At 44.6% G+C, this 19525-nt stretch carries 15 protein-coding genes; 7 read left to right on the forward strand and 8 right to left on the reverse strand.

Translation table 11 applies throughout. From position 1 onward, the window contains the following. Nucleotides 1–83 precede the first annotated feature (83 nt). From ACM0P2_RS03300 to lysC, 7 genes are all read left to right on the forward strand, one after another. Nucleotides 84–1796, forward strand: a complete 1713-nt coding sequence (locus ACM0P2_RS03300) for an ATP-binding protein (RefSeq protein ID WP_419227271.1) — start codon at nucleotides 84–86, stop codon at nucleotides 1794–1796. A gap of 150 nt (nucleotides 1797–1946) precedes the next feature. Next, on the forward strand, nucleotides 1947–3128 hold the full coding sequence (locus tag ACM0P2_RS03305) for an alpha/beta hydrolase-fold protein (protein WP_419227272.1): 1182 nt from the start codon (nucleotides 1947–1949) through the stop codon (nucleotides 3126–3128). 6 nt (nucleotides 3129–3134) lie between these two features. After that, the gene (locus ACM0P2_RS03310; RefSeq protein ID WP_173359610.1) at nucleotides 3135–3419 is read left to right on the forward strand and encodes a DNA ligase; all 285 of its coding nucleotides are present in this window, start codon (nucleotides 3135–3137) and stop codon (nucleotides 3417–3419) included. A gap of 140 nt (nucleotides 3420–3559) precedes the next feature. Further along, nucleotides 3560–4507 (forward strand): DNA ligase, encoded by a 948-nt coding sequence (locus ACM0P2_RS03315; RefSeq protein WP_159118371.1) that lies wholly within the window; start codon nucleotides 3560–3562, stop codon nucleotides 4505–4507. A 361-nt stretch (nucleotides 4508–4868) separates the two neighbouring features. Continuing rightward, entirely contained in the window at nucleotides 4869–7481 is a 2613-nt protein-coding gene (gene acnB, locus ACM0P2_RS03320; protein ID WP_159118372.1) for a bifunctional aconitate hydratase 2/2-methylisocitrate dehydratase, read from the forward strand. Between the two features lie 72 nt (nucleotides 7482–7553). Then, complete coding sequence (locus ACM0P2_RS03325; protein ID WP_419227273.1) at nucleotides 7554–8003, forward strand: DUF192 domain-containing protein; 450 nt, start codon at nucleotides 7554–7556, stop codon at nucleotides 8001–8003. A 60-nt stretch (nucleotides 8004–8063) separates the two neighbouring features. Further along, entirely contained in the window at nucleotides 8064–9413 is a 1350-nt protein-coding gene (gene lysC / locus ACM0P2_RS03330; RefSeq protein ID WP_419227274.1) for a lysine-sensitive aspartokinase 3, read from the forward strand. A 73-nt stretch (nucleotides 9414–9486) separates the two neighbouring features. Here the strand turns inward: lysC and ACM0P2_RS03335 are convergent, their stop codons facing one another. The 8 genes from ACM0P2_RS03335 to lptD form a co-directional block, all read right to left on the reverse strand. Continuing rightward, a complete protein-coding gene (locus tag ACM0P2_RS03335) occupies nucleotides 9487–10053 on the reverse strand; it encodes an SOUL family heme-binding protein (protein ID WP_159118375.1) in 567 nt (188 codons plus the stop codon). A 229-nt stretch (nucleotides 10054–10282) separates the two neighbouring features. Next, the gene (locus ACM0P2_RS03340; RefSeq protein ID WP_159118376.1) at nucleotides 10283–12307 is read right to left on the reverse strand and encodes a HAMP domain-containing methyl-accepting chemotaxis protein; all 2025 of its coding nucleotides are present in this window, start codon (nucleotides 12305–12307) and stop codon (nucleotides 10283–10285) included. A gap of 300 nt (nucleotides 12308–12607) precedes the next feature. Continuing rightward, nucleotides 12608–13435: a symmetrical bis(5'-nucleosyl)-tetraphosphatase gene (locus ACM0P2_RS03345; RefSeq protein ID WP_419227275.1), complete on the reverse strand. Its 828-nt coding sequence runs from the start codon at nucleotides 13433–13435 to the stop codon at nucleotides 12608–12610. A 7-nt stretch (nucleotides 13436–13442) separates the two neighbouring features. Beyond that, nucleotides 13443–13817, reverse strand: a complete 375-nt coding sequence (gene apaG / locus ACM0P2_RS03350) for a Co2+/Mg2+ efflux protein ApaG (RefSeq protein ID WP_159118378.1) — start codon at nucleotides 13815–13817, stop codon at nucleotides 13443–13445. 8 nt (nucleotides 13818–13825) lie between these two features. Beyond that, entirely contained in the window at nucleotides 13826–14653 is an 828-nt protein-coding gene (gene rsmA / locus ACM0P2_RS03355; protein ID WP_120960816.1) for a 16S rRNA (adenine(1518)-N(6)/adenine(1519)-N(6))-dimethyltransferase RsmA, read from the reverse strand. Continuing rightward, entirely contained in the window at nucleotides 14650–15636 is a 987-nt protein-coding gene (pdxA, locus tag ACM0P2_RS03360) for a 4-hydroxythreonine-4-phosphate dehydrogenase PdxA (RefSeq protein WP_159118379.1), read from the reverse strand. The genes rsmA and pdxA overlap by 4 nt, the downstream gene beginning before the upstream one ends. Before the next feature lie 13 nt (nucleotides 15637–15649). Beyond that, nucleotides 15650–16933, reverse strand: a complete 1284-nt coding sequence (gene surA, locus ACM0P2_RS03365) for a peptidylprolyl isomerase SurA (RefSeq protein ID WP_419227276.1) — start codon at nucleotides 16931–16933, stop codon at nucleotides 15650–15652. Nucleotides 16934–16992: 59 nt separating this feature from the next. Then, complete coding sequence (gene lptD / locus ACM0P2_RS03370; RefSeq protein WP_159118381.1) at nucleotides 16993–19245, reverse strand: LPS assembly protein LptD; 2253 nt, start codon at nucleotides 19243–19245, stop codon at nucleotides 16993–16995. Nucleotides 19246–19525 lie beyond the last annotated feature (280 nt).

The following is a 19525-nucleotide window of genomic DNA, read 5'->3' on the forward strand; positions in this document are numbered from 1 at the left end:
GCTGACCCCAATATTTTTATGCAGAGACTCTGTTTAGTACTTATACTGTGTTATCAGCTATTTACTCATCTTTAGAACACCTAATGTCGAAGCAGTACACCACAAAACCTGAATCATTTGGCGAAGTCACTGCGAGCGTGCGAAGCGCGGGCTTCAAGATTTTGCTGGGTTTTTCTTTATTGATCCTAGCGGTTATTGCTATTAAACAACCCGATAACGTTTATGTGGCATCATTTTTCGGCCTTTCTTGGTGTTCTATATCAGCAGCAGGTCTCACCTTTCCTAAATACCAGGAACTATTGGCAAAATTGTGGGCCATACTCACAATTCCAGTCGCCCCTTATTTGGTAATAAGCAATGGACTTATGCCCGCAACCTTGGCGCCAATTGCCACCATATTTCCTATTTTGTTGCTCTCTAATAGTTGGCGAGTTGTTGCCATGGTGGTACTTGCAAGCTGCACGTTTCTCGTCCCTTTCTATGACAAACCTTACGATGAAGCCCTTTGGTTAAGGTTATGCTTAACAAATGTGGTGGTTTCCCTAATCATCTATGTCTTGGCAAGTCAGTTGGAGAAAGCCTTGCTGGAGAGTAAAAAGAAGTCCCTTGAGCTAAACAGAGCACTTGAGAGTGAAAAACAAGCTTCGGCTGCACAATCGCGGTTTCTTGCAACTATGTCACATGAAATCCGCACGCCGTTAAACGGTATTCTGGGCTTGACTGATGTTGTGTTATCCAATGAAATTACAGAAAAAGTGCGGCCAAATTTGGAAAAGATCCAGCGTTCAGGGCTCTCACTTAACCGCATTTTGAACGACGTTTTAGACCTCTCTAAATTGAATGCGGGAAAACTCGCATTGGAATCTATTCCCTTCGACTTAAAACGTACTGCCAAAGATTGTGTGGCTTTCTATGCACAATTAGCAGAGAACAAAGCCATTTCACTGCGAATAAGTGTCGATAAAAAATTGAATACCAGTGTAGTGGGTGATGCAACGCGCCTTTCTCAAATATTAAACAATTTAGTGAGTAACGCGATAAAGTTTACTCATCACGGAAGCGTCACGTTATGTCTGGCTAAAGGAGAATCGTCAAACACCCATCAATTTGTCAGGTTTTCTGTCAAGGATACAGGAGAGGGGATTAATGCCTCTGAACAAGATCGCGTATTCGATGCTTTCACCCAAGCTAACAGCAGCATAAATCGAATGCATGGTGGTACAGGACTTGGTTTACAGATAGTAAAAAGCTTAGTTGAAGCAATGGGCGGTACGGTTTATCTACTAAGTGCTCAGGGTGAAGGAAGTGAATTTTATTTCGAGCTGCCGTTTGAAATTGCAGAGAGCCCAATTGACGTTTTAGAACAAGTGAATGCACCGTCGTTCTCGAATCTTAGCGTGCTAGTGGCCGAGGACAATGACATTAATCAGGTCGTGGCCAAATCATTATTAGAAGATTTAGGGCTTAAAGTAGTACTTGCTAATAACGGAAAGCAAGCCGTAGAGCTCGCGCATAATCAGGATTTCGACCTTATCTTAATGGATTTGCATATGCCTGAAATGAACGGCTCTGAAGCTGCATTCGCATTGCGACAGGCAAATATCACCATTCCTATTATCGCATTCACTGCTGCGGTAGTTGTAGAAGAAATAGATAAAGCGTTAGCGTCAGGAATGGATGGATACCTTACGAAACCAGTCAATAGGTCGGAGTTATACGCGACGCTGACCAAATATTTGGGCGGGGATATGTCTGCCAAAAATTCCCGTATTGCCAAAGTGGAGGACACGGAGTAATTTAGCCGTATGAGTAAAGATAGTTCTAATAAACTGCTTTAAAAACATAAGTTAAACAAGACGCTCGTGCCCCAATCGAGCCGATATTCAAATTCTTCACTAAAAGATAGTGCTTGCAGAAAATGGGGGGCTGTATAAAAGGATTTAAATTTGAAGTCATATATACACACCATTATTGCCCTATTATTTTTTGCTTTGCCGAGTTTTACGGTTAGCAGTGAGCCTGACACAAACAGTCAGCGTTATGAACTGAAAGTAGAGAAACTCCAATCCCATGTGTTAAACGAGCAACGAGATGTGGTGGTTCAGCTTCCTAAAAGCTATGCGGGAAATCCTGATAAGAAATATCCCGTTGTTTATCGACTTGATGGTGGGGGCAATCTTCCTGTAATGAATGCGGTACTGGAGTCGCTCCAATCTCAAAATGCTGCGCCAGAAGTGATTATAGTAGCGATTGAAAATACCGACCGTCTTCGAGATCTTTACCCAACGGCAAATGAAGATCCAAACGGGCCAGTAGGCTATGGTGGTGGCGGAGCAAAGTTTCTTTCTTTTATAACCACCGAACTTATGCCCATGGTAGAGAGTAAATATCGTGTGCATGACTTTCGAGTGATAGAGGGCGCATCAGCAGGTGGTGTATTTGCGTTATACGCGCTTTCCCAAAAACCTGAGCTTTTTAACGCCGCGCTTACTTACAGTGCTGCAGTTTGGTGGAATTATGGCGCATCTGCAAAGCGGATGGTTGCGTTCTTAAAATCTGCCAACCAATTAGACCATTATATTTATACGTCTATTGGGAATGAAGGTGCCCCCATGCGTTCTTATTACAACGACATGATTTCTGGAATACGAGCTAACCAACCCGCTGGCTTAAGGTGGGAAAATGAAGCCTATGCCGATGTCCCGCATAATCTGGTTACTGCCGCGTCTACTTTTAGCGCTTACCACCACCTGTTTTTATCAGCCTATTTGATGCCGCAGCAGTACACTGGCGATGTGAATAGTATCAGCGAGTATTATGCCCGCGTTTCAAGACAGCGAGGCGAAAAACTGGAAGCACCGGAATGGGTCATTCGTGAGTTAGGTTATCACTACGTAGGTTTACAGAACTATGACAAGGCTATTGACTTGTTTAAACACGCCATCGCCAAATATCCGCAGACTCCAGATGCGTATAATGGCCTAGCGTATGGTTACGAGCGCATGGGTGAATATGAAAAATCGCTGGAGAGTGTGAATAAGGCTTTGGCCCTTTCGACGCCAGAGCACGACGGTCATCAGGTGTATTTAAGCCGACAAAAACGTCTGCAATCTTTGCTTAAGGAATAAGTTACTGTGAATCATCCAAATACAAATCGACAGTTAAAACTTCTGGCCACCGCACTTGTTATGGTTGCTATCATAGCAAGCATAAACGGTTGCAGTACCGTTACGACAGGTCAAACTGATTACTGCATTGAGCAAGCTAATAACGCAGATGTTCATGGAGTAAGCACCGCCGATGAGCAGTTAAATGCCTGTTTAGAGACTTATCAAATGCGACGGAATGAAGAAAGAACCTTTGGTGAAGCTTTAGCTGAAGAGGTGCTGATCTCTGTCATTGATATAATTACTGATTAAAGCCTGGGTTAAACGAAAAACTATCCAACGTACAGTTAAAAAAGATGAGAAGGCAGAGTAATTTACTCTGCCTTCTTTGTTTTTGCTCTGTTTTTGAAAGCGCTGAAGTGGGTAACGTTTAATGCATAAAGGTGAATCTAGTGCGATACTTTTTAACTTTATTTTGGTTGTTTTTTGTTACGGGTCTTGTCAGTGCCAACGACAAGTTAGAATTTGTCGATGGGGTACAACTTGCCAAGCAGTACGATTTCAATGACACTGAAATTAACATAGCCGATTATTGGGTGAGCGAAAAGTTAGACGGCATTCGCGCAAGATGGGACGGGTCTGAACTGCGCACCCGCAACGGTAACAAGATTTTTGCGCCCGCGTGGTTCACTGCTAAGTGGCCAAAAGCCACTATTGACGGTGAACTTTGGATAGAAAGAGGAGAGTTTGAGCGGACGGCTTCTATAGTGCTTTCAACGTTAACGAGCGTTGAGCTGCACTCTGTTACCAACGCTTTATTGAGCACTAAATCTATAACTGACGCTACTGCAGCAACAGGTTCCGTATCAAGGCAACGCTGGACTAAAATTAGGTTTATGGCCTTTGACATGCCTATGACAGGTGAGCTTTTTCAAACCCGGCTTAACATGCTTAACAGGCTAAGTGAGATTACCCCTAACCCAACGTTTGCCGTTATCCCTCAATTTAAGCTTACATCTATTGATGCACTTGTAGAAAAGCTAAATCAGGTAACACAAGAAGGCGGGGAGGGCTTGATGCTACATCATGAAAAAGCGCTATACATCTCAGGGCGAAGCAACAAGCTACTCAAAGTAAAAAAATTTGAAGATGCAGAAGGGAAAGTATTGGCACAACTTCCAGGGAAAGGTCGTTTTAAAGGGATGATGGGGTCGCTTCTTATAGAAACGCGAGAAGGCATTCAATTTAAATTAGGAACGGGCTTTTCGAAAATAGACCGCCAGTCGCCGCCAGCCATCGGCAGTTGGGTGACCTTTAAGTTTTACGGTGTAACGAAAAATGGGAAGCCAAAGTTTGCAAGCTACCTTCGCACTAGACCTCAGTCAGACTTACCCAATTAGCACTTTTCAAAATGACTGTGCACACTCCATGAACCGCCTCTCACTTGCTGTTGTTAATCGTTTACGGTTTTCTTTATTCAAGGAAACATCACGTACAGTTAACTTCTTGTCTTTAAGTCATAAACCCTTATAACTTATCTATATGCTAATTACTCGAAAGACTTTATTTACTTCTATTTAATCGCTTTTATCGTTTAAAAGTAATGGTATGAATAGCGATTATAAGTAAATAAAAAGGGCGCAAAATTTAAAAAACTAGCCTGTGAAGTTATACTGTTGATGATTTATTAAACACACCTTGCGTCAAGTGTTCACAAGACCGTTTACTCCCAGCGCGCAAGCTAACGTAGAGGAAGACACTGTGTTACAAGATTACCGCAATCACGTTGAAGAACGTGCCGCTCAAAATATTCCACCTAAACCTCTCAATGCTGAACAGGTGGCTGGCCTGGTTGATTTATTAAAAAATCCCCCGGAAGGTGAAGGGGATTTTTTATTAGAACTGCTTTCTGAGCGAGTGCCGCCAGGGGTTGATGAGGCGGCTTACGTTAAAGCCGGATTTCTAAGTGCCATCGCAAAAGGCGAGGACAGCTGTGAGCTTATTTCTAAAGAAAAAGCCGTTGAACTGCTTGGTAATATGCACGGTGGCTACAATATCGCCACATTAGTAGCGCTACTCGACGATGAAGCATTAGCGCCGCTGGCAGCGAAAGAGCTAAAACATACGCTTTTAATGTTTGATGCCTATCACGATGTGGAAGAAAAGCACAAAGCAGGTAACGAGTACGCCACTGACATCATTAAATCGTGGGCTGAGGGTGAGTGGTTTACGTCGCGCAAGCTAATGGACGACAAAATTACCTACACCGTTTTTAAGGTAACCGGTGAAACCAATACTGATGATTTGTCTCCTGCCCCTGACGCATGGTCTCGCCCAGATATTCCTCTGCACGCCCTTGCAGCTTATAAAATGCCGCGGGAAGGACTTGTTCCGGAGGAGCCAGGCGTTAAAGGCCCAATGGCACAGATAGAAGAAGTTAAGAGTAAGGGATACCCTGTCGCTTTTGTCGGTGATGTAGTCGGTACAGGTTCGTCGCGTAAATCGGCCACTAACTCTGTGTTGTGGTTCTTTGGCGAAGACCTGCCGGGCGTGCCAAATAAGCGCGGTGGCGGTGTGTGCATTGGTTCAAAAGTCGCACCTATCTTCTTTAACACAATGGAAGACGCCGGCGCGTTAGTGTTTGAAGCTGATGTGGACAAAATGAACATGGGGGATGTGATAGATATCTATCCGTTTGAAGGCAAGATCACTAATCACGAAACCGGTGAGCTTCTCTCAGAATACAGCTATAAGTCGAAAGTAATTTTAGATGAGGTGCGTGCAGGCGGACGTATTAATCTGATTATCGGTCGCGGCCTCACCGAGAAAGCGCGCGAGACACTTGGTCTCGGCCCAACCGATCTTTTCCGCACGCCGGAACAACCCAAAGAAAGCGCAGCGGGTTTCTCGCTAGCACAGAAAATGGTAGGTAAAGCCTGCGGTGTTGAAGGTATTCGCCCTGGCACCTACTGTGAGCCTAAAATGACAACCGTGGGCTCGCAAGATACCACAGGCCCTATGACTCGCGATGAGCTCAAAGACTTAGCTTGTTTAGGGTTCACCGCCGATTTAACCATGCAGTCATTCTGTCATACCGCGGCTTATCCAAAGCCGGTGGATATCGAAACCCAGCACACATTGCCTGACTTTATTATGAACCGTGGCGGTGTATCGCTTCGCCCGGGGGACGGTATTATTCACAGCTGGTTAAACCGTATGTTGCTGCCGGATACGGTTGGTACTGGCGGTGATTCCCATACCCGTTTCCCACTAGGTATTTCATTCCCCGCGGGTTCTGGCTTAGTGGCGTTTGCTGCGGCAACCGGCGTTATGCCCCTTGATATGCCAGAATCGGTACTGGTGCGATTTAAAGGCGATATGCAACCGGGTATTACGTTACGCGACCTAGTACACGCCATTCCGCTGTACGCCATTAAACAAGGGCTGTTGACGGTAGAGAAAAAAGGCAAGATCAACGCCTTCTCTGGTCGTATTCTTGAAATCGAAGGCCTAGAAAACCTCACGGTAGAGCAGGCGTTTGAGCTTTCAGATGCATCAGCAGAACGGTCAGCCGCAGGGTGTACTATCAACCTTTCTGAAGCGTCAATCGCTGAATATCTGCGTTCAAACATTACTATGCTTCGCTGGATGATTAACGAAGGTTATGGCGACCCACGTACGTTAGAGCGTCGAGCGCAGAAAATGGAAGAGTGGCTAGCTAACCCAGAATTAATGCGTGCCGATGCAGATGCCGAGTACGCAGAGGTTATAGAGATTGATCTCAACGAGATCAAAGAGCCCATAGTGTGCTGCCCGAACGATCCAGATGATGCAAAAACCTTATCTGAAGTTGCTGGCGATAAAGTAGATGAAGTCTTTATTGGCTCGTGTATGACAAACATTGGTCACTTCCGCGCAGCCGGTAAGCTACTTGAGCAGTACAACAAAACATTGCCAACTCGTTTATGGATGTCACCACCGACTAAAATGGATAAAGCCCAGTTGATGGAAGAGGGCTATTATAATATTTATGGTCGTGTGGGTGTGCGCACAGAAATGCCAGGATGCTCACTATGTATGGGGAACCAAGCAAGGGTTGATGCTGGTACAACGGTCCTTTCAACGTCTACTCGTAACTTCCCTAACCGGTTGGGCGATGGGGCCAATGTATATTTGACCTCAGCAGAGCTTGCTGCTGTGGGCGCTATTGTAGGACGTATCCCAACAGCCGACGAATACATGGAATATGCCAGCAAAATTAACGCGATGTCTGGTGAAGTTTTCCGCTACTTAAACTTCGATAAAATGCCTAGCTTTAAGAAGGCTGAAGAAGAAGCGAAAGCGCGCATTATTCCAACATTGAATGTTGCCTAAAATAGTGTATAAACTACAAAGCCGGTGACCGTTAAGGTGACCGGCTTTTTTTATGGTGAAAAGGAATGTCTAATGGGAAAATCTTTCTTTATTGTTGCAGCACTTGTATTAACCTTAGGGTGTGCAAAAGCGCAGGTCGACCCTGTATCGTCGCCGAATTCAGTGGACTTCGAATCTATCACACTGGAGATAGGCGGCAAGCACTATGAAGTAGAGTATGCCAAAACCTTCGAACAGCGCGCCCAGGGTCTAATGTTTCGTAAAGCCTTATGCGTAGATTGCGGTATGTTTTTCAAATTTTCTAGCCCCAAATTTGCGGGCATGTGGATGAAAAATACTTTTGTTCCCCTAGACGTGGCATTTATCGACAGAAATGGCGTAATAACGGATATAAAACCTCTCACTCCCCACAGTTTGGAGTCGGTCGGATCATCGAAAGAGGTACTTTACGCGTTGGAAATGAACCAAGGGTGGTTTGCCGAGAATAATATAAAAGTAGGCGACCAAATTACGATTGATTAACTGCGCAGACCGCGCGGTTACTGCTAGCAAAAAGCTAGTTTTATTCTGGAGTTAAATATAGTGACAAATGCCTTATCGATAGCTAAGTTCGGTGGAACTAGCGTTGCGAATTACGAAGTAATGCAAAACTGCGCCCGAATTGTTGCCGGTAATGACAAAACGCGCATTGTGGTAGTAAGCGCTGCAGCAGGTGTAACCAATCATCTAGTAAGTTTAGCGCATACACCCATGACGCAGCAGCAAATTGAAGAGACCTGTCAGGCTATTATCAACATTGAACTTGCCATTCTTAACAAGTTAAAAGACAAAGATGCGGTAGAGCCGAAACTCAATGACTTGTTAGAAGAAATGCGTAGCTTAGCGTTTCACGAAGAAATACTTCATCGAGACGACTTGAAAGATCAGCTGCTTTCTATGGGTGAGCGAATGTCATCACTGATGTTCGCCTCAGTGCTTGCAGAAGAGGGCGTGAAAACCATGAACTTTGACGTACGTAAGGTGCTGCGTACGGACAGTGAGTTTGGTGAAGGCGCGCCTCAAATTGAAGAAATAGAAAAGCTGTCCAAACAATTATTGGCACCTGAAATTGAGAACGCTATCGTTGTTACACAAGGCTTCGTCGGTGCAGATGAACAAGGCCGAACCACAACGCTAGGTCGTGGCGGTTCTGACTTTACAGCTGCCCTGCTTGCAGAAGCACTTGATGCCGAATCGTGTGAAATTTGGACCGATGTAACTGGTGTATACACAACTGACCCGCGCATTACATCTGCGGCTCACCCTTTGCCAGAGCTTAGTTTTGAAGAAGCGGCGGAAATGGCCACCTTCGGAGCCAAAGTTCTTCACCCGGCAACTATGGAACCAGCGCTTCGAAAAGACATTAAAGTGTTTGTAGGGTCAAGCAAAGAGCCTGAAAAGGGCGGTACATGGATTGTGCGTGACTGTGAGCACGAACCACCGTATCGTGCTATTACTCGCCGTAAAGAGCAGGTAATGGTGACAGTGAAAACACCGAAGATGATGTATGCGCAAGGCTTCCTACAGCAGGTATTTGCCATCATCGCTAAGCACAAGCTAAGTGTTGATTTGGTTACGACCTCGGAAATCTCGGTATCTTTTACCCTTGATAACCCAGCAAATTCTGTGGCTCAGCGACTGAACAAAGAAACCATTGCCGAACTTGAGACCATCTGTGATGTGAAAGTGGAAAAAGGCTATGATCTTGTTACCGTTGTTGGTAACAACATGCAGACAGCTGTAGGCGTTTCAAGCAAAATTCTATCTGCGGTATCAGACTTTAACCTGCGTATGATTTGCTTTGGTGCTAACCCGCACAACTTGTCGTTTTTAGTGAATGAAACAGACAGCGATGTGATTGTTCGAAAACTTCACACAACGTTATTTGAATAACACCTGTGATTGCATGTATTAAATTAAAACGGCCGCTTATGAAAGCGGCCGTTTTTTTTAAGGCTAGACTGGTTTATTTAATTTCTACAGGAACGATGATCTCGTGGCGTTTATTCCAAGGAAGCGTAAAAGGGGAATCATACCCCATGTAACTGGGCGCTCCGACCGCCTTGATATTGTTATCGCTCAACGTTTTAAGCAGTTTATTTTTAAACTCCTCTTTTTTATCATCACCGTTTAGCCCAGAGTACCGAATTGCAGCCACCGTTCTTTCTGGCACGGTGACTAAAGATACATCTTTATGGGTTGGCAAAGGGGCGTTCTCAGCACTGTATTTACTCGGTAAGAAAAACATCATTTTCTCTGACGATGACATCTCTACAGGGGAGGTCATTGAAATCTTTGTGGCATTATTGCCAACCTCTACAGGTGACGTCATTGACACATCAGTGTTCGTTTTGTTTTCACCTGAAATGTAATTAAACAAGAGCCTGAAAGCCCCGGTGTCTTGATTACCAGACGATTCTACGGCCATAGACGCTTCATAGTGTCTAATCTCCGTATCGTCAGAAAGTGTTTCGATGACGGCGTAAGAAAGTGTTTCTGTGTCTTTGTAATACGAAGGCTCGGCATGACTCATGGAAAGCGGTATCCAAAAAACGGTTAATGCAGAAATAAGGCTAATTCGACGTAAAAACATATTATTTAAAAAAGTTAGAAACTCATATTCTTATTACGTGTTTCCAGCTTTTTATGCTCATTTATATTTACAGTGAAGCGCAGCGGTAGAAGATGGATGGATTGATTTCGGCAAGCTAAAAACAAAAAAAGGGGCGCGCGCCCCTTTTAAAATAGTCTGTTGAGCAAGATTACACTTTAAACTGCCTAATAGACTGCTGTAACTCGTCAGCAAGGCGAGCCACTTCATGGCTAGACTCAGACGTTTGTTGTGCACCTGCTGTAGTCTCTTCAGCGATGCCAACAATGGTTTCGAGCTTTTCACTGATTTCTTGCGACACTGTGTTCTGTTCACGCGCTGACTGCTCAATTTGAGAGCTTACGTCATGTGCTTTGTGCACCGCATCGGTGATGATATCCAGTGCTTGGGTTGCTTTTTCAGTTTGCGCAACGCAGGCCGCGGTTTGTTCTTTACCTTGATCCATTACCGCTACAGCTTTCTCAGCCCCAGCTTGTAGTACTTCAATCATGGCATTGATTTCTTGGGTTGACTCCTGCGTACGGCTGGCAAGGGTTCTTACTTCATCGGCAACTACCGCGAAGCCTCGGCCTTGCTCACCTGCACGTGCAGCTTCAATAGCCGCGTTCAACGCTAGCAAATTGGTTTGGTCTGCAACACCGCGGATAACGTCAAGGATCCCGCCAATGCTCGCACTGTCTTGATGAAGCTTATTGATAACGTCAGCAGCTTCCTGTACGTCGCGAGATAAGATCTCAATCGTGTTTTTATTTTCAAGAGAAATCTTACGAACGTTTTCCGCTTCTGCATCTGCATGGCGAATTTGGCTTAGTGTATCTTCAGCATTCTGAACGACCAGTTGCGACGTTGAGTGCATTTCTGTCGTCGCCGTGGCCACTTGGCCAATTTGTGATTTTTGATCTTGAATAGAATGGGTAGTTTGTGCCGTAACCGCTGACGTTTGTTCTGACGCCGCAGCTAACTGCTCCGCTCGCACGTTAATCGCAGTGATAAGCTCTTTTAGGTTACCAATTAGCGTATTACAGTTTCGCGCTAGAAGACCAAATTCGTCCTGTGCAGAGTCATCTAAACGATGTGTGAGGTCGCCTGATGAAGCAACAGTAAGTAGCTCGTTTACGCGATAAAGGGGGCGTGTGATAGCGCGCACTGTTGCGAAACCGATAATTGCCGCCACGGCGATAGAAATTAATACCACCACAATTACAACGGTGTTACCCGTTGTGATAGCACCGTTTACCTGACTTTCCACATGCGATGCTTTTTTATCTGCAAGCGTAAGTAGGTTTTCTAGAGCTACAACACCTTGTGCAATATTGTCATCTGACGCGTTTAACCCTTTTTCAGCGTCGTTTCTGCGCTCTAATCTATCAACGTGAAGCTGCATTACCCCGTCGTTTGCTTTGATCGCGTTAATTGCGTTATTAACCAGATCGTTAATGTCATCAAGCGTGCCCGAATCGTCGCGTCCGCCCGCGGTCTGCATCATGTCGCTCAGCTGAGTTACCACTTTCTCAACCACAAGATCAACTTCGTTCCCCAAGGTTTGTGAACGTACTATTGTCTGAGTTTTAATGTACTCATAAGATACAGTTAGCAAAGAAAGCAATGAAGTTTCTAGCTGACCGCCAACCTCGGCTGCCCTACGAAGGTTTGCGTCGCGCTGAACACTGTCTAAATCTGAAAAGTCTAGTAGATACGTTGATGCGTCGTCAGCATTATCTTCAGCGTCACCGAGTCTGTCTTGAATCGTGTTGCGCAAATCAAGGTACATTTGGTGGTTTTTATACATAGCCTCAACGTTAGTGATATAACTCTCGTAAGACTCGCGTACTGAGCTAAGCGTATTTTTTAGTTCAGGCTCGTTGTTAACTGCCAGTGCTAGCTTTTTATATTCACTTTCGAAGGTATCTTTTGCCGAATTGAAAGCCGTTCTTTTGTCTTTCAACTCACTTAAATTCTCTTCAATGTAGCTTTCAAAGGTCAGGCGACCCATGTTAAGAAAGCTTGCTTTAAGCGCGTTACTGCCCGCTACTGTTGGAAGCGCAACATCGTTAACTTCTTCAGTGGCTGAACCTATTGAGTTGAGGTTATAAAGTGAAACAACACTAATGACGATTAGAAGTGCGCTAATCGCGACAAATCCCCCGATTACGCGTGTGGCTACCGTTATTTTCATCGGAACTCCTGGATGAGTGTTTTTATTTTTATCTCTAACGATATTACCCGTCTCAGCCAACAAAATATAGCGCTTAAAAGCTGCAGTATTGTTCTTAAGCAGAGAAGATAATTAAACATCATCGTTACTAACTGACGTAATTGTATCGGCTACAATAACTTAATGTTTATTTTATTTAGTCACTTAGTATAAAAATAATTTGCAAAATTTAGCTGGTAATACCAGTTATTTTTTAAAAGTAGCGTCGGTAAGGGGGGAATTATCTATGCGGACTGGTATTAAAGTTGTCTTTTGTGTTTTTTAAGCGTCGATTGCAACTTGTAATGAGTTGTCTAAATTCAGTAAGGTCATGCTCTGTCCCCAAACATATCCCGTATCTAGCCCTATAAATTGATGGCTGTTAGTTTGGCCAGAAAGCGCTGCCCAATGACCAAAAACAACCCGTTGTTCAGATGAAAGCTGAGTGTTTTTACGCTCGAACCAAGGCATGATTGTGTTGCTCGTGCTATGAGACACGGCGCTAGGGTGGGACTTGTTATTAAAATCGAGTGTGCCATTATCGTAAACAAATCGCATACGAGTACACGCATTTACGATAAAGCGAAGTCGCTCTGCGCCTTCTAAGTTCTCAGACCAATTATCGGGGGTATTCCCGTACATGCTTTCCAGAAAGTCAGCATAGTTATCAGCCATCAAAATTTCGCTGACTTCGTCGCTAAGAGATATGCTTTGTTCGATAGACCATTTAGGATAAAGCCCCGCATGTATCATTACCGAGCGATCGTCAATTTTCATTGCCAACGGAAAGCGTCGTAGCCAGTCAACAAGTTCAGGTAAGTCTGATGCCTTAAGCAGTGGCTCTAATTTATCTGACTTTTTTGACTTTCGTATGCCATTAACTACCGAGAGCAGATGTAAATCATGATTGCCCAACACGCTATGAAAATTTTTACCGAGGGATTTTAAAAAGCGTAGCGTATTTAGGGAGTCTTCTCCCCGGGCAACTAAGTCGCCTACAGCAAGAAGCGTATCGTTTGTGTCATCGAATTTAACTTTATCAAGAAGGCGACGAAGACCATCATAGCAGCCTTGAATATCGCCAACGACGTAAGTGTTTCCGTGAGACATAAAATCCTTAATGGAGAATACTAGGGATAGCTAGACGAAATATATCGATTGGAAGTCGAAAACGCTCGCCGTCTTCTAACTCCATCTCGTAATAGCCTTCCATATTACCCACTGGGGTGTCAATGACTGCGCCACTCGTATATTCAAATTGCTCGCCAGCTTTCAATATGGGTTGTTTACCCACCACACCTGCGCCTTGTACTTCCGACGTCTTGCCATCTGCGTCAGTTATTTTCCAATAGCGATTAATAAGCTGTACGGTTTTATCACTATTGTTCTCAATTGTGATGTGGTACGCAAAGGCAAACTGCTTTGAATCTGACGGAAGGTGTTCTGGGAGGTGGCGGGTTTTTACCCGCACCTTAATATCAAGTACATCCATGAATATGGCTATTGCTCTTGTTGACTCTCTTTTGCCGTTACTGCATTAGCCAGTGTGGCAAAATCGTTGAGTGATAAAACTTCAGCGCGACAAGTAGGGTCGAGACCCAGTTCACGAATTTCATCTTCACTTAAACAATCTTTAAGTGAGTTGCGTATGGTTTTACGGCGCTGATTAAAGGCTTGAGCACAAACACGTTCGAGTGTATTCACAGACTCAACGTCAACAGGCGGTGCCTGGTGTGGCACAAGCTTCACTACCGCAGAATCGACTTTTGGTGGTGGCTTAAACGCACCAGGCGGCACATTCAGTACCGGGATAACATGGCAATAATATTGTGCCATGACGGAAAGCCTGCCGTAATTTTTCGACCCAGGCCCTGCAGCCAAACGATTAACCACTTCTTTTTGTAGCATGAAGTGCATGTCTTCAATGCAGTGAGCATGGTCGAAAAGGTGGAACATCAACGGCGTTGAGATGTTGTAAGGCAAGTTACCAAACACGCGAAGCTTTTTGTCTTTTACCGGCATCTCTTTGGCCAGTGAGCCAAAATCCATGGTCATCGCGTCTTGTTCAATAACGGTGAGTTTATCACCATTGAACGGATGATGGCGTAAGCGCTTTGCTAAGTCGCGGTCTAATTCTATAACCGTTAGTGCGTCTACTTCTTCACAAACGGGGTCTGTCAACGCACCTAAACCAGGTCCAATCTCTACCAAGTTTTGTTCGTTTTTAGGCGCGATTGCGGCGACAATTTTTCCTATAACATATTCATCATGTAAGAAATTTTGTCCAAATCGCTTTCTGGCCGTATGGCCTAAATGTGTTTTACTCATTGTTGGTGATATGCAAGCTCAATGGCTTTTTCCAATGCTTTTCTAAAACTGCCGGCGTCGGCTTCTCCCGTACCCGCTAAATCTAGCGCAGTACCGTGATCGACCGAAGTGCGAATAAAGGGTAATCCTAAGGTAATGTTCACAGATGCCCCAAAACCTTTGTATTTTAACACGGGAAGGCCCTGGTCATGATACATAGCAAGCACTACGTCAGCATGTTCTAAGTATTTAGGTTGAAAGATGGTATCGGCCGGTAAAGGTCCAGTTATCTTTAGCCCTTCTTCCCTAAGCTCATCGAGCGCAGGAATAATTGTATGAATTTCTTCAGTGCCAATATGCCCATCTTCTCCGGCATGCGGGTTCAAACCGCATACATATATGTGGGGCTCTTTAATACCAAATTTAAGTTTTAAATCGGTATTGATGATATGAATAACTTTGTACAGACGGTCTCGAGTTATTGCTTTTGCTACATATTCTAACGGAATATGGGTTGTAGCAAGCGCAACGTTTAGCCCTTCAGTGGCAAGTAGCATCACAACGTCTATGGTATTTGATTGATACGCAAAAAATTCGGTATGGCCACTAAACGATACGCCCGCTTTGTTAATAATACCTTTGTGAACAGGGCCTGTAACAACCGCATCAAAATCGCCTTCCATATTTGCCTGACACGCTTGACGCAGAGTTTCTACCACGTATAAACCGTTTTCGCTATCAAGGGTGCCCGGTAAAACTTCGACCGACGTATCAATTTGTTTTATAAACAGTGAACCCGCAGCTTGAATCTGCGGGTTATTGGCATCGTAATCGATAAGTGTGAGGGGAAGACCTAAGGCGCTTGCTCGTGCTTTAAGCATCTCGCCATCGGCAAATACGACAAGCTGCGCTTGCCATGCTTCTTGGGCCAGTTTAATTATCAAATCTGGCCCGATACCTGCCGGCTCTCCCGGGGTTATTGCTATTTTTATTGGTGTAGTCATGAATAACTTATTGTTACGACTCGACAACTTCGACGTAAGCTGCATCGCGCATCTCACGTAACCAGTTCTCGGTTTCCTCTGCAAATTTACGGTTGAAGATAAGCTGGTATGCTTTGTCTTCTTTACGCTTATCTGTTGCGTCATCCATGCGACGATCGATAAGCTGAATTAGGTGCCAGCCATGAACGGTGCGAACTGGTTCACTGAATTCACCCGGCTCAAGTTGAGATAATGCGTCTTTGAATTCAGGAACATAATTGCTCGGGTCTGACCAGCCAAGCTCGCCACCACGAAGGGCCGATCCCGGATCTTCTGAATATTCTTTCGCTAAATCAGCAAATTCTGATTCACCGCTTTTCACTTCTTCTTTGAAGCGAGAGAGCATTGCTTTGGCCTTCTCTTCACTAAGAATGATAGACGGCTTCACAAGAATGTGACGAGAATTTACTTCTTCAACAGTGACTTTTTCAATTCCGCGTGTGTCTAACACTTTCAAAATGTGAAAACCAGCACCACTTCGAATAGGCCCAACAAGCGCATCTTTATCCTTGTCTTGAACAGCTTCAGCAAACAGTGTAGGCATAGCATTAATGTTCAGCCAGCCCATATCACCGCCTTCTAGTGCCTCATTGCCTGACGATGATGCAATGGCGATTTTAGCAAAATCAGAACCTGACTCTAAGAGTGAAATGACTTTATCTGCACGCTCACGAGCAGCTTGAATATCTTCATCCGTTGGTTCCGGCGGAAAACCAATAAGAATGTGGCCTAAACGGTATTCTGCCTGGGTCGCGCCCTGTTGCTCAATTAAGTCAATCAGCGTATCAATTTCTTGTGGCGTAATGTAAACACGACGGCGCACGTTAGCACGGCGAACTTCACCCATGATAATTTCTTCACGAATATCTTCGCGGTAATCATCGTAGGCGATACCCTCAGCTGCCAATTGAGCACGAAGTTGTTCAACGGTTGCATTTTGGTTAGACGCAATATTGCTAATGGTCTGTTCTAACTGTGGGTCGCTGATGCGTATACCCATACGTTCAGCCATTTGAAGCTGTAGGTTTTTGGTGATCAAACGCTCAATAGCCTGTGTGCGCAGCGCTCTGTCTGAAGGCAGCTGTTGATTATTCGCTTCTGCGTTGCGCTTTACTTCTTGTACAAGGGCATCAATTTCGCTTTCAAGTACCACGCCTTGGTCAACAATGACAGCAACACGGTCGAGCATAACTTCTTGCGCAACACTGTTAAACGAGAGTAGGGCACCTAACATCAATGCACGGATAATGAACTTCATACACACTCTTTTATTATTGGTTAATTGCATTTAAGCGATTAAAAACGCTCAACTGCGGGTTAATTTAAACTATAAGGCTGACGATAGCCAAACATACCGTCTTGTAGCATGCTTCTTCGGGTTCCCGACGAACCAATACCTTTAAAGATAAACTGCAGCGATATACCAGAATCAAAGTCGTCGGTTGTTTGCTGGCCAACGTCATTATAACGGTTATTTAAGCTGCGCTGTGCAACAAGGCGCACTGCCCAGCAGCAAGATTCATATTGTATACCTGCATAAGTTTCTACACTTCTGTTGCGCTCTAAATCTCGATACGTACGGCCAACCCATTGCCAGTTTTCAGAAATAGGCCAGCTTGCAGAAATACCGATTTGATCTATCGTCTCGCCGCTGAGATCGCGAACATAGCGATGACTTAATTGAATAAAGCGCGCGTCATCTTTGCGGTATTCAATACCTACGCTACTCAAATCAACTTTATCAGTATCAGTGGTTACCTGCACATCAGAATGGAAGAACCAATTGTTGTTAAAGCGCCAGTCAATTTCGGCCGCAAGTGCAGAACGATCTTGATTTTTAGTTGCCGCAACGACTTTGTTATCTTCAAGGTAGAATATCTGACCCACACTAAGAACAAATTGTTCCCGATTGTTTTTATCAAGCATGCGTGTGGTAGCGCCAAGGGTTATCTGATTGTTGTCACTAATGCGATCAAGTCCAGTAAATTCCTGGCCCCTAAATAGCCCTTCCACGTCGGTAAGAAGAGGCGTGGAATCGTAAAATCCGATGGCAGTTTGGTCTTCATAAGAGGTGTAGAGGTACTGTACTTTCGGCTCTAGTGTCATGGACATGTCGTCACTAAACCATGATGTATCTCGCTCAAAATACAATGCGCCGTAAAGACGCGCTTGACCAAGAGTGCGCTCCACGTCCTCTTTTAAGTTAGTGCCCTCAACGTTATCTTGCTGATAAACCGTTTGAAATACCGTAGTTTCAGCGACAAGTTCACCCCATGCGGCGCGTAGCGGCATCGCCAGTGTTGGCGCAATGTGAAAACGGGTGGCGGTTGGCGCTGTATCTAGCGTATTGTCAAAATGCGCGACTTCTGAATCCAAGTTAAATTCAAAATAGTCGCCTAAAGATTTGCTGTAATTCACCTTTATTTCAGGTACGGCGCGGTAGCTATCTGCGGTGTCACCAAGTACCTCGAAATCTTTTATCTGCATATTTACAGATAAATTTTCTGAGTAGTAACTTAACCCAACGCTGCGATAAAGGTGAGTATCTGCACGGCTGTAATAGTCAGAGCCTAAATCTACAAGGTAGTTATTATCACTCAACCCGTTAAAGTCTATGTTGAGCAACCAATTATCAGCAATCAGGCCTTGGTGTTCTAACCGATAAAAATAACGGTCAGGGTTACCTTCAATATCCGAATCGCTTGGTAAGTATTCTACGTAGGCTTTACCTTCACTGCGCTCAGTTAAATAACGAAACTCAGTATTAAGCTGCAGGCCGCGAAGTGACATCACTCGCGGCGATATCGTCATGTCGTAATTAGGCGCAATATTCCAATAAAAAGGTTGAGTGTAATCGACCCCAGTTCTGCTCGAGCTGGTTAGTTCAGGAAACAGCAGACCTGTTTGTCTTTCATTGCTTACTGGAAAAGCAAAATAGGGTAAGTAGAACACCGGCACGTCGGCAATATAAAACCGAGTATGTTTGGCTTGCCCCCATACTGTCCCTTTTTCCAAACTTATTTCACTGGCCCGTATCGACCAGTCTTCTTCACCTTCAGGGCAGGTAGTAAAGCTTACGTCTTTAAGCACAATACCTGAGGCGGTATCGAGTACTATATCTTTGGCAGCGCCTTGGCCGACAAAACCGGTAAGTTGATATCGGGTGTTTTGCATTTCTAGACGCTCTTCTTCTGAACGAAGAGTTACAGCATCGCTTTCTACTTTTAACTGCGCATCTTGGTAGGTCACATCACCTTTCGCAATAAGGTCGCGACCACCGCCATTGATTTGGGCCTGTGATGCACTGATTATTGCGGTATCCGAGGTAATATCGACATTGCCTGAAAACAGGGCTACGGTATCTTGGATAATTTCAGTGCGGTTTGCTTCCACTTTTACGTGGCCTTTAGGCATTAGTGCCTGGCTGCTAAAAGTAACAGGTTCCACCGAACAAAACGCCAATGGAGCTGCATCTGTTAGGGAGATAGAGTCTAAAGTTGTCGTTTCCTGTGCAAACGCGACCGTAGGCAAAAGAGTCGCGGAAACAAGCATGGCGCAGGTGTTTTTCATGCGTTAATGGGTGGCCTGTTTTGTTGTATGTTGCTTTTAAACCCAAGTGAGACGGTGTGCGTCTTGGTTAGTTCGACATAACGTTTAAAAAACCAGTGATAGTACCAGTTCCAACCAAAGCTTGAGGTGAATCAGTTTATCACTTGCGATTACTTTTTATTTAGGGGCTCAATTCTAAGCACTTCTGGCGCAATTACCAACCATTCAGGTAAAAAAATGCACTTTTATAGGTTTATCATCGCAACGAGTAAGGCGATTATCTGCTCAATGCTTGATTTTA

This window comes from Alteromonas sp. OM2203 (genome assembly GCF_048517045.1).
Lineage (GTDB): Bacteria > Pseudomonadota > Gammaproteobacteria > Enterobacterales > Alteromonadaceae > Alteromonas > Alteromonas gracilis.

Coding starts and splice junctions, on each gene's coding strand:
- ACM0P2_RS03300 (WP_419227271.1), top strand. CDS start 84: ATGTCGAAGCAGTACACCACAAAACCTGAATCATTTGGCGAAGTCACT.
- ACM0P2_RS03325 (WP_419227273.1), top strand. CDS start 7,554: ATGGGAAAATCTTTCTTTATTGTTGCAGCACTTGTATTAACCTTAGGG.
- ACM0P2_RS03335 (WP_159118375.1), bottom strand. CDS start 10,053: ATGAGTCATGCCGAGCCTTCGTATTACAAAGACACAGAAACACTTTCT.
- lptD (WP_159118381.1), bottom strand. CDS start 19,245: ATGAAAAACACCTGCGCCATGCTTGTTTCCGCGACTCTTTTGCCTACG.
- ACM0P2_RS03340 (WP_159118376.1), bottom strand. CDS start 12,307: ATGAAAATAACGGTAGCCACACGCGTAATCGGGGGATTTGTCGCGATT.
- rsmA (WP_120960816.1), bottom strand. CDS start 14,653: ATGAGTAAAACACATTTAGGCCATACGGCCAGAAAGCGATTTGGACAA.
- ACM0P2_RS03345 (WP_419227275.1), bottom strand. CDS start 13,435: ATGTCTCACGGAAACACTTACGTCGTTGGCGATATTCAAGGCTGCTAT.
- apaG (WP_159118378.1), bottom strand. CDS start 13,817: ATGGATGTACTTGATATTAAGGTGCGGGTAAAAACCCGCCACCTCCCA.
- pdxA (WP_159118379.1), bottom strand. CDS start 15,636: ATGACTACACCAATAAAAATAGCAATAACCCCGGGAGAGCCGGCAGGT.
- surA (WP_419227276.1), bottom strand. CDS start 16,933: ATGAAGTTCATTATCCGTGCATTGATGTTAGGTGCCCTACTCTCGTTT.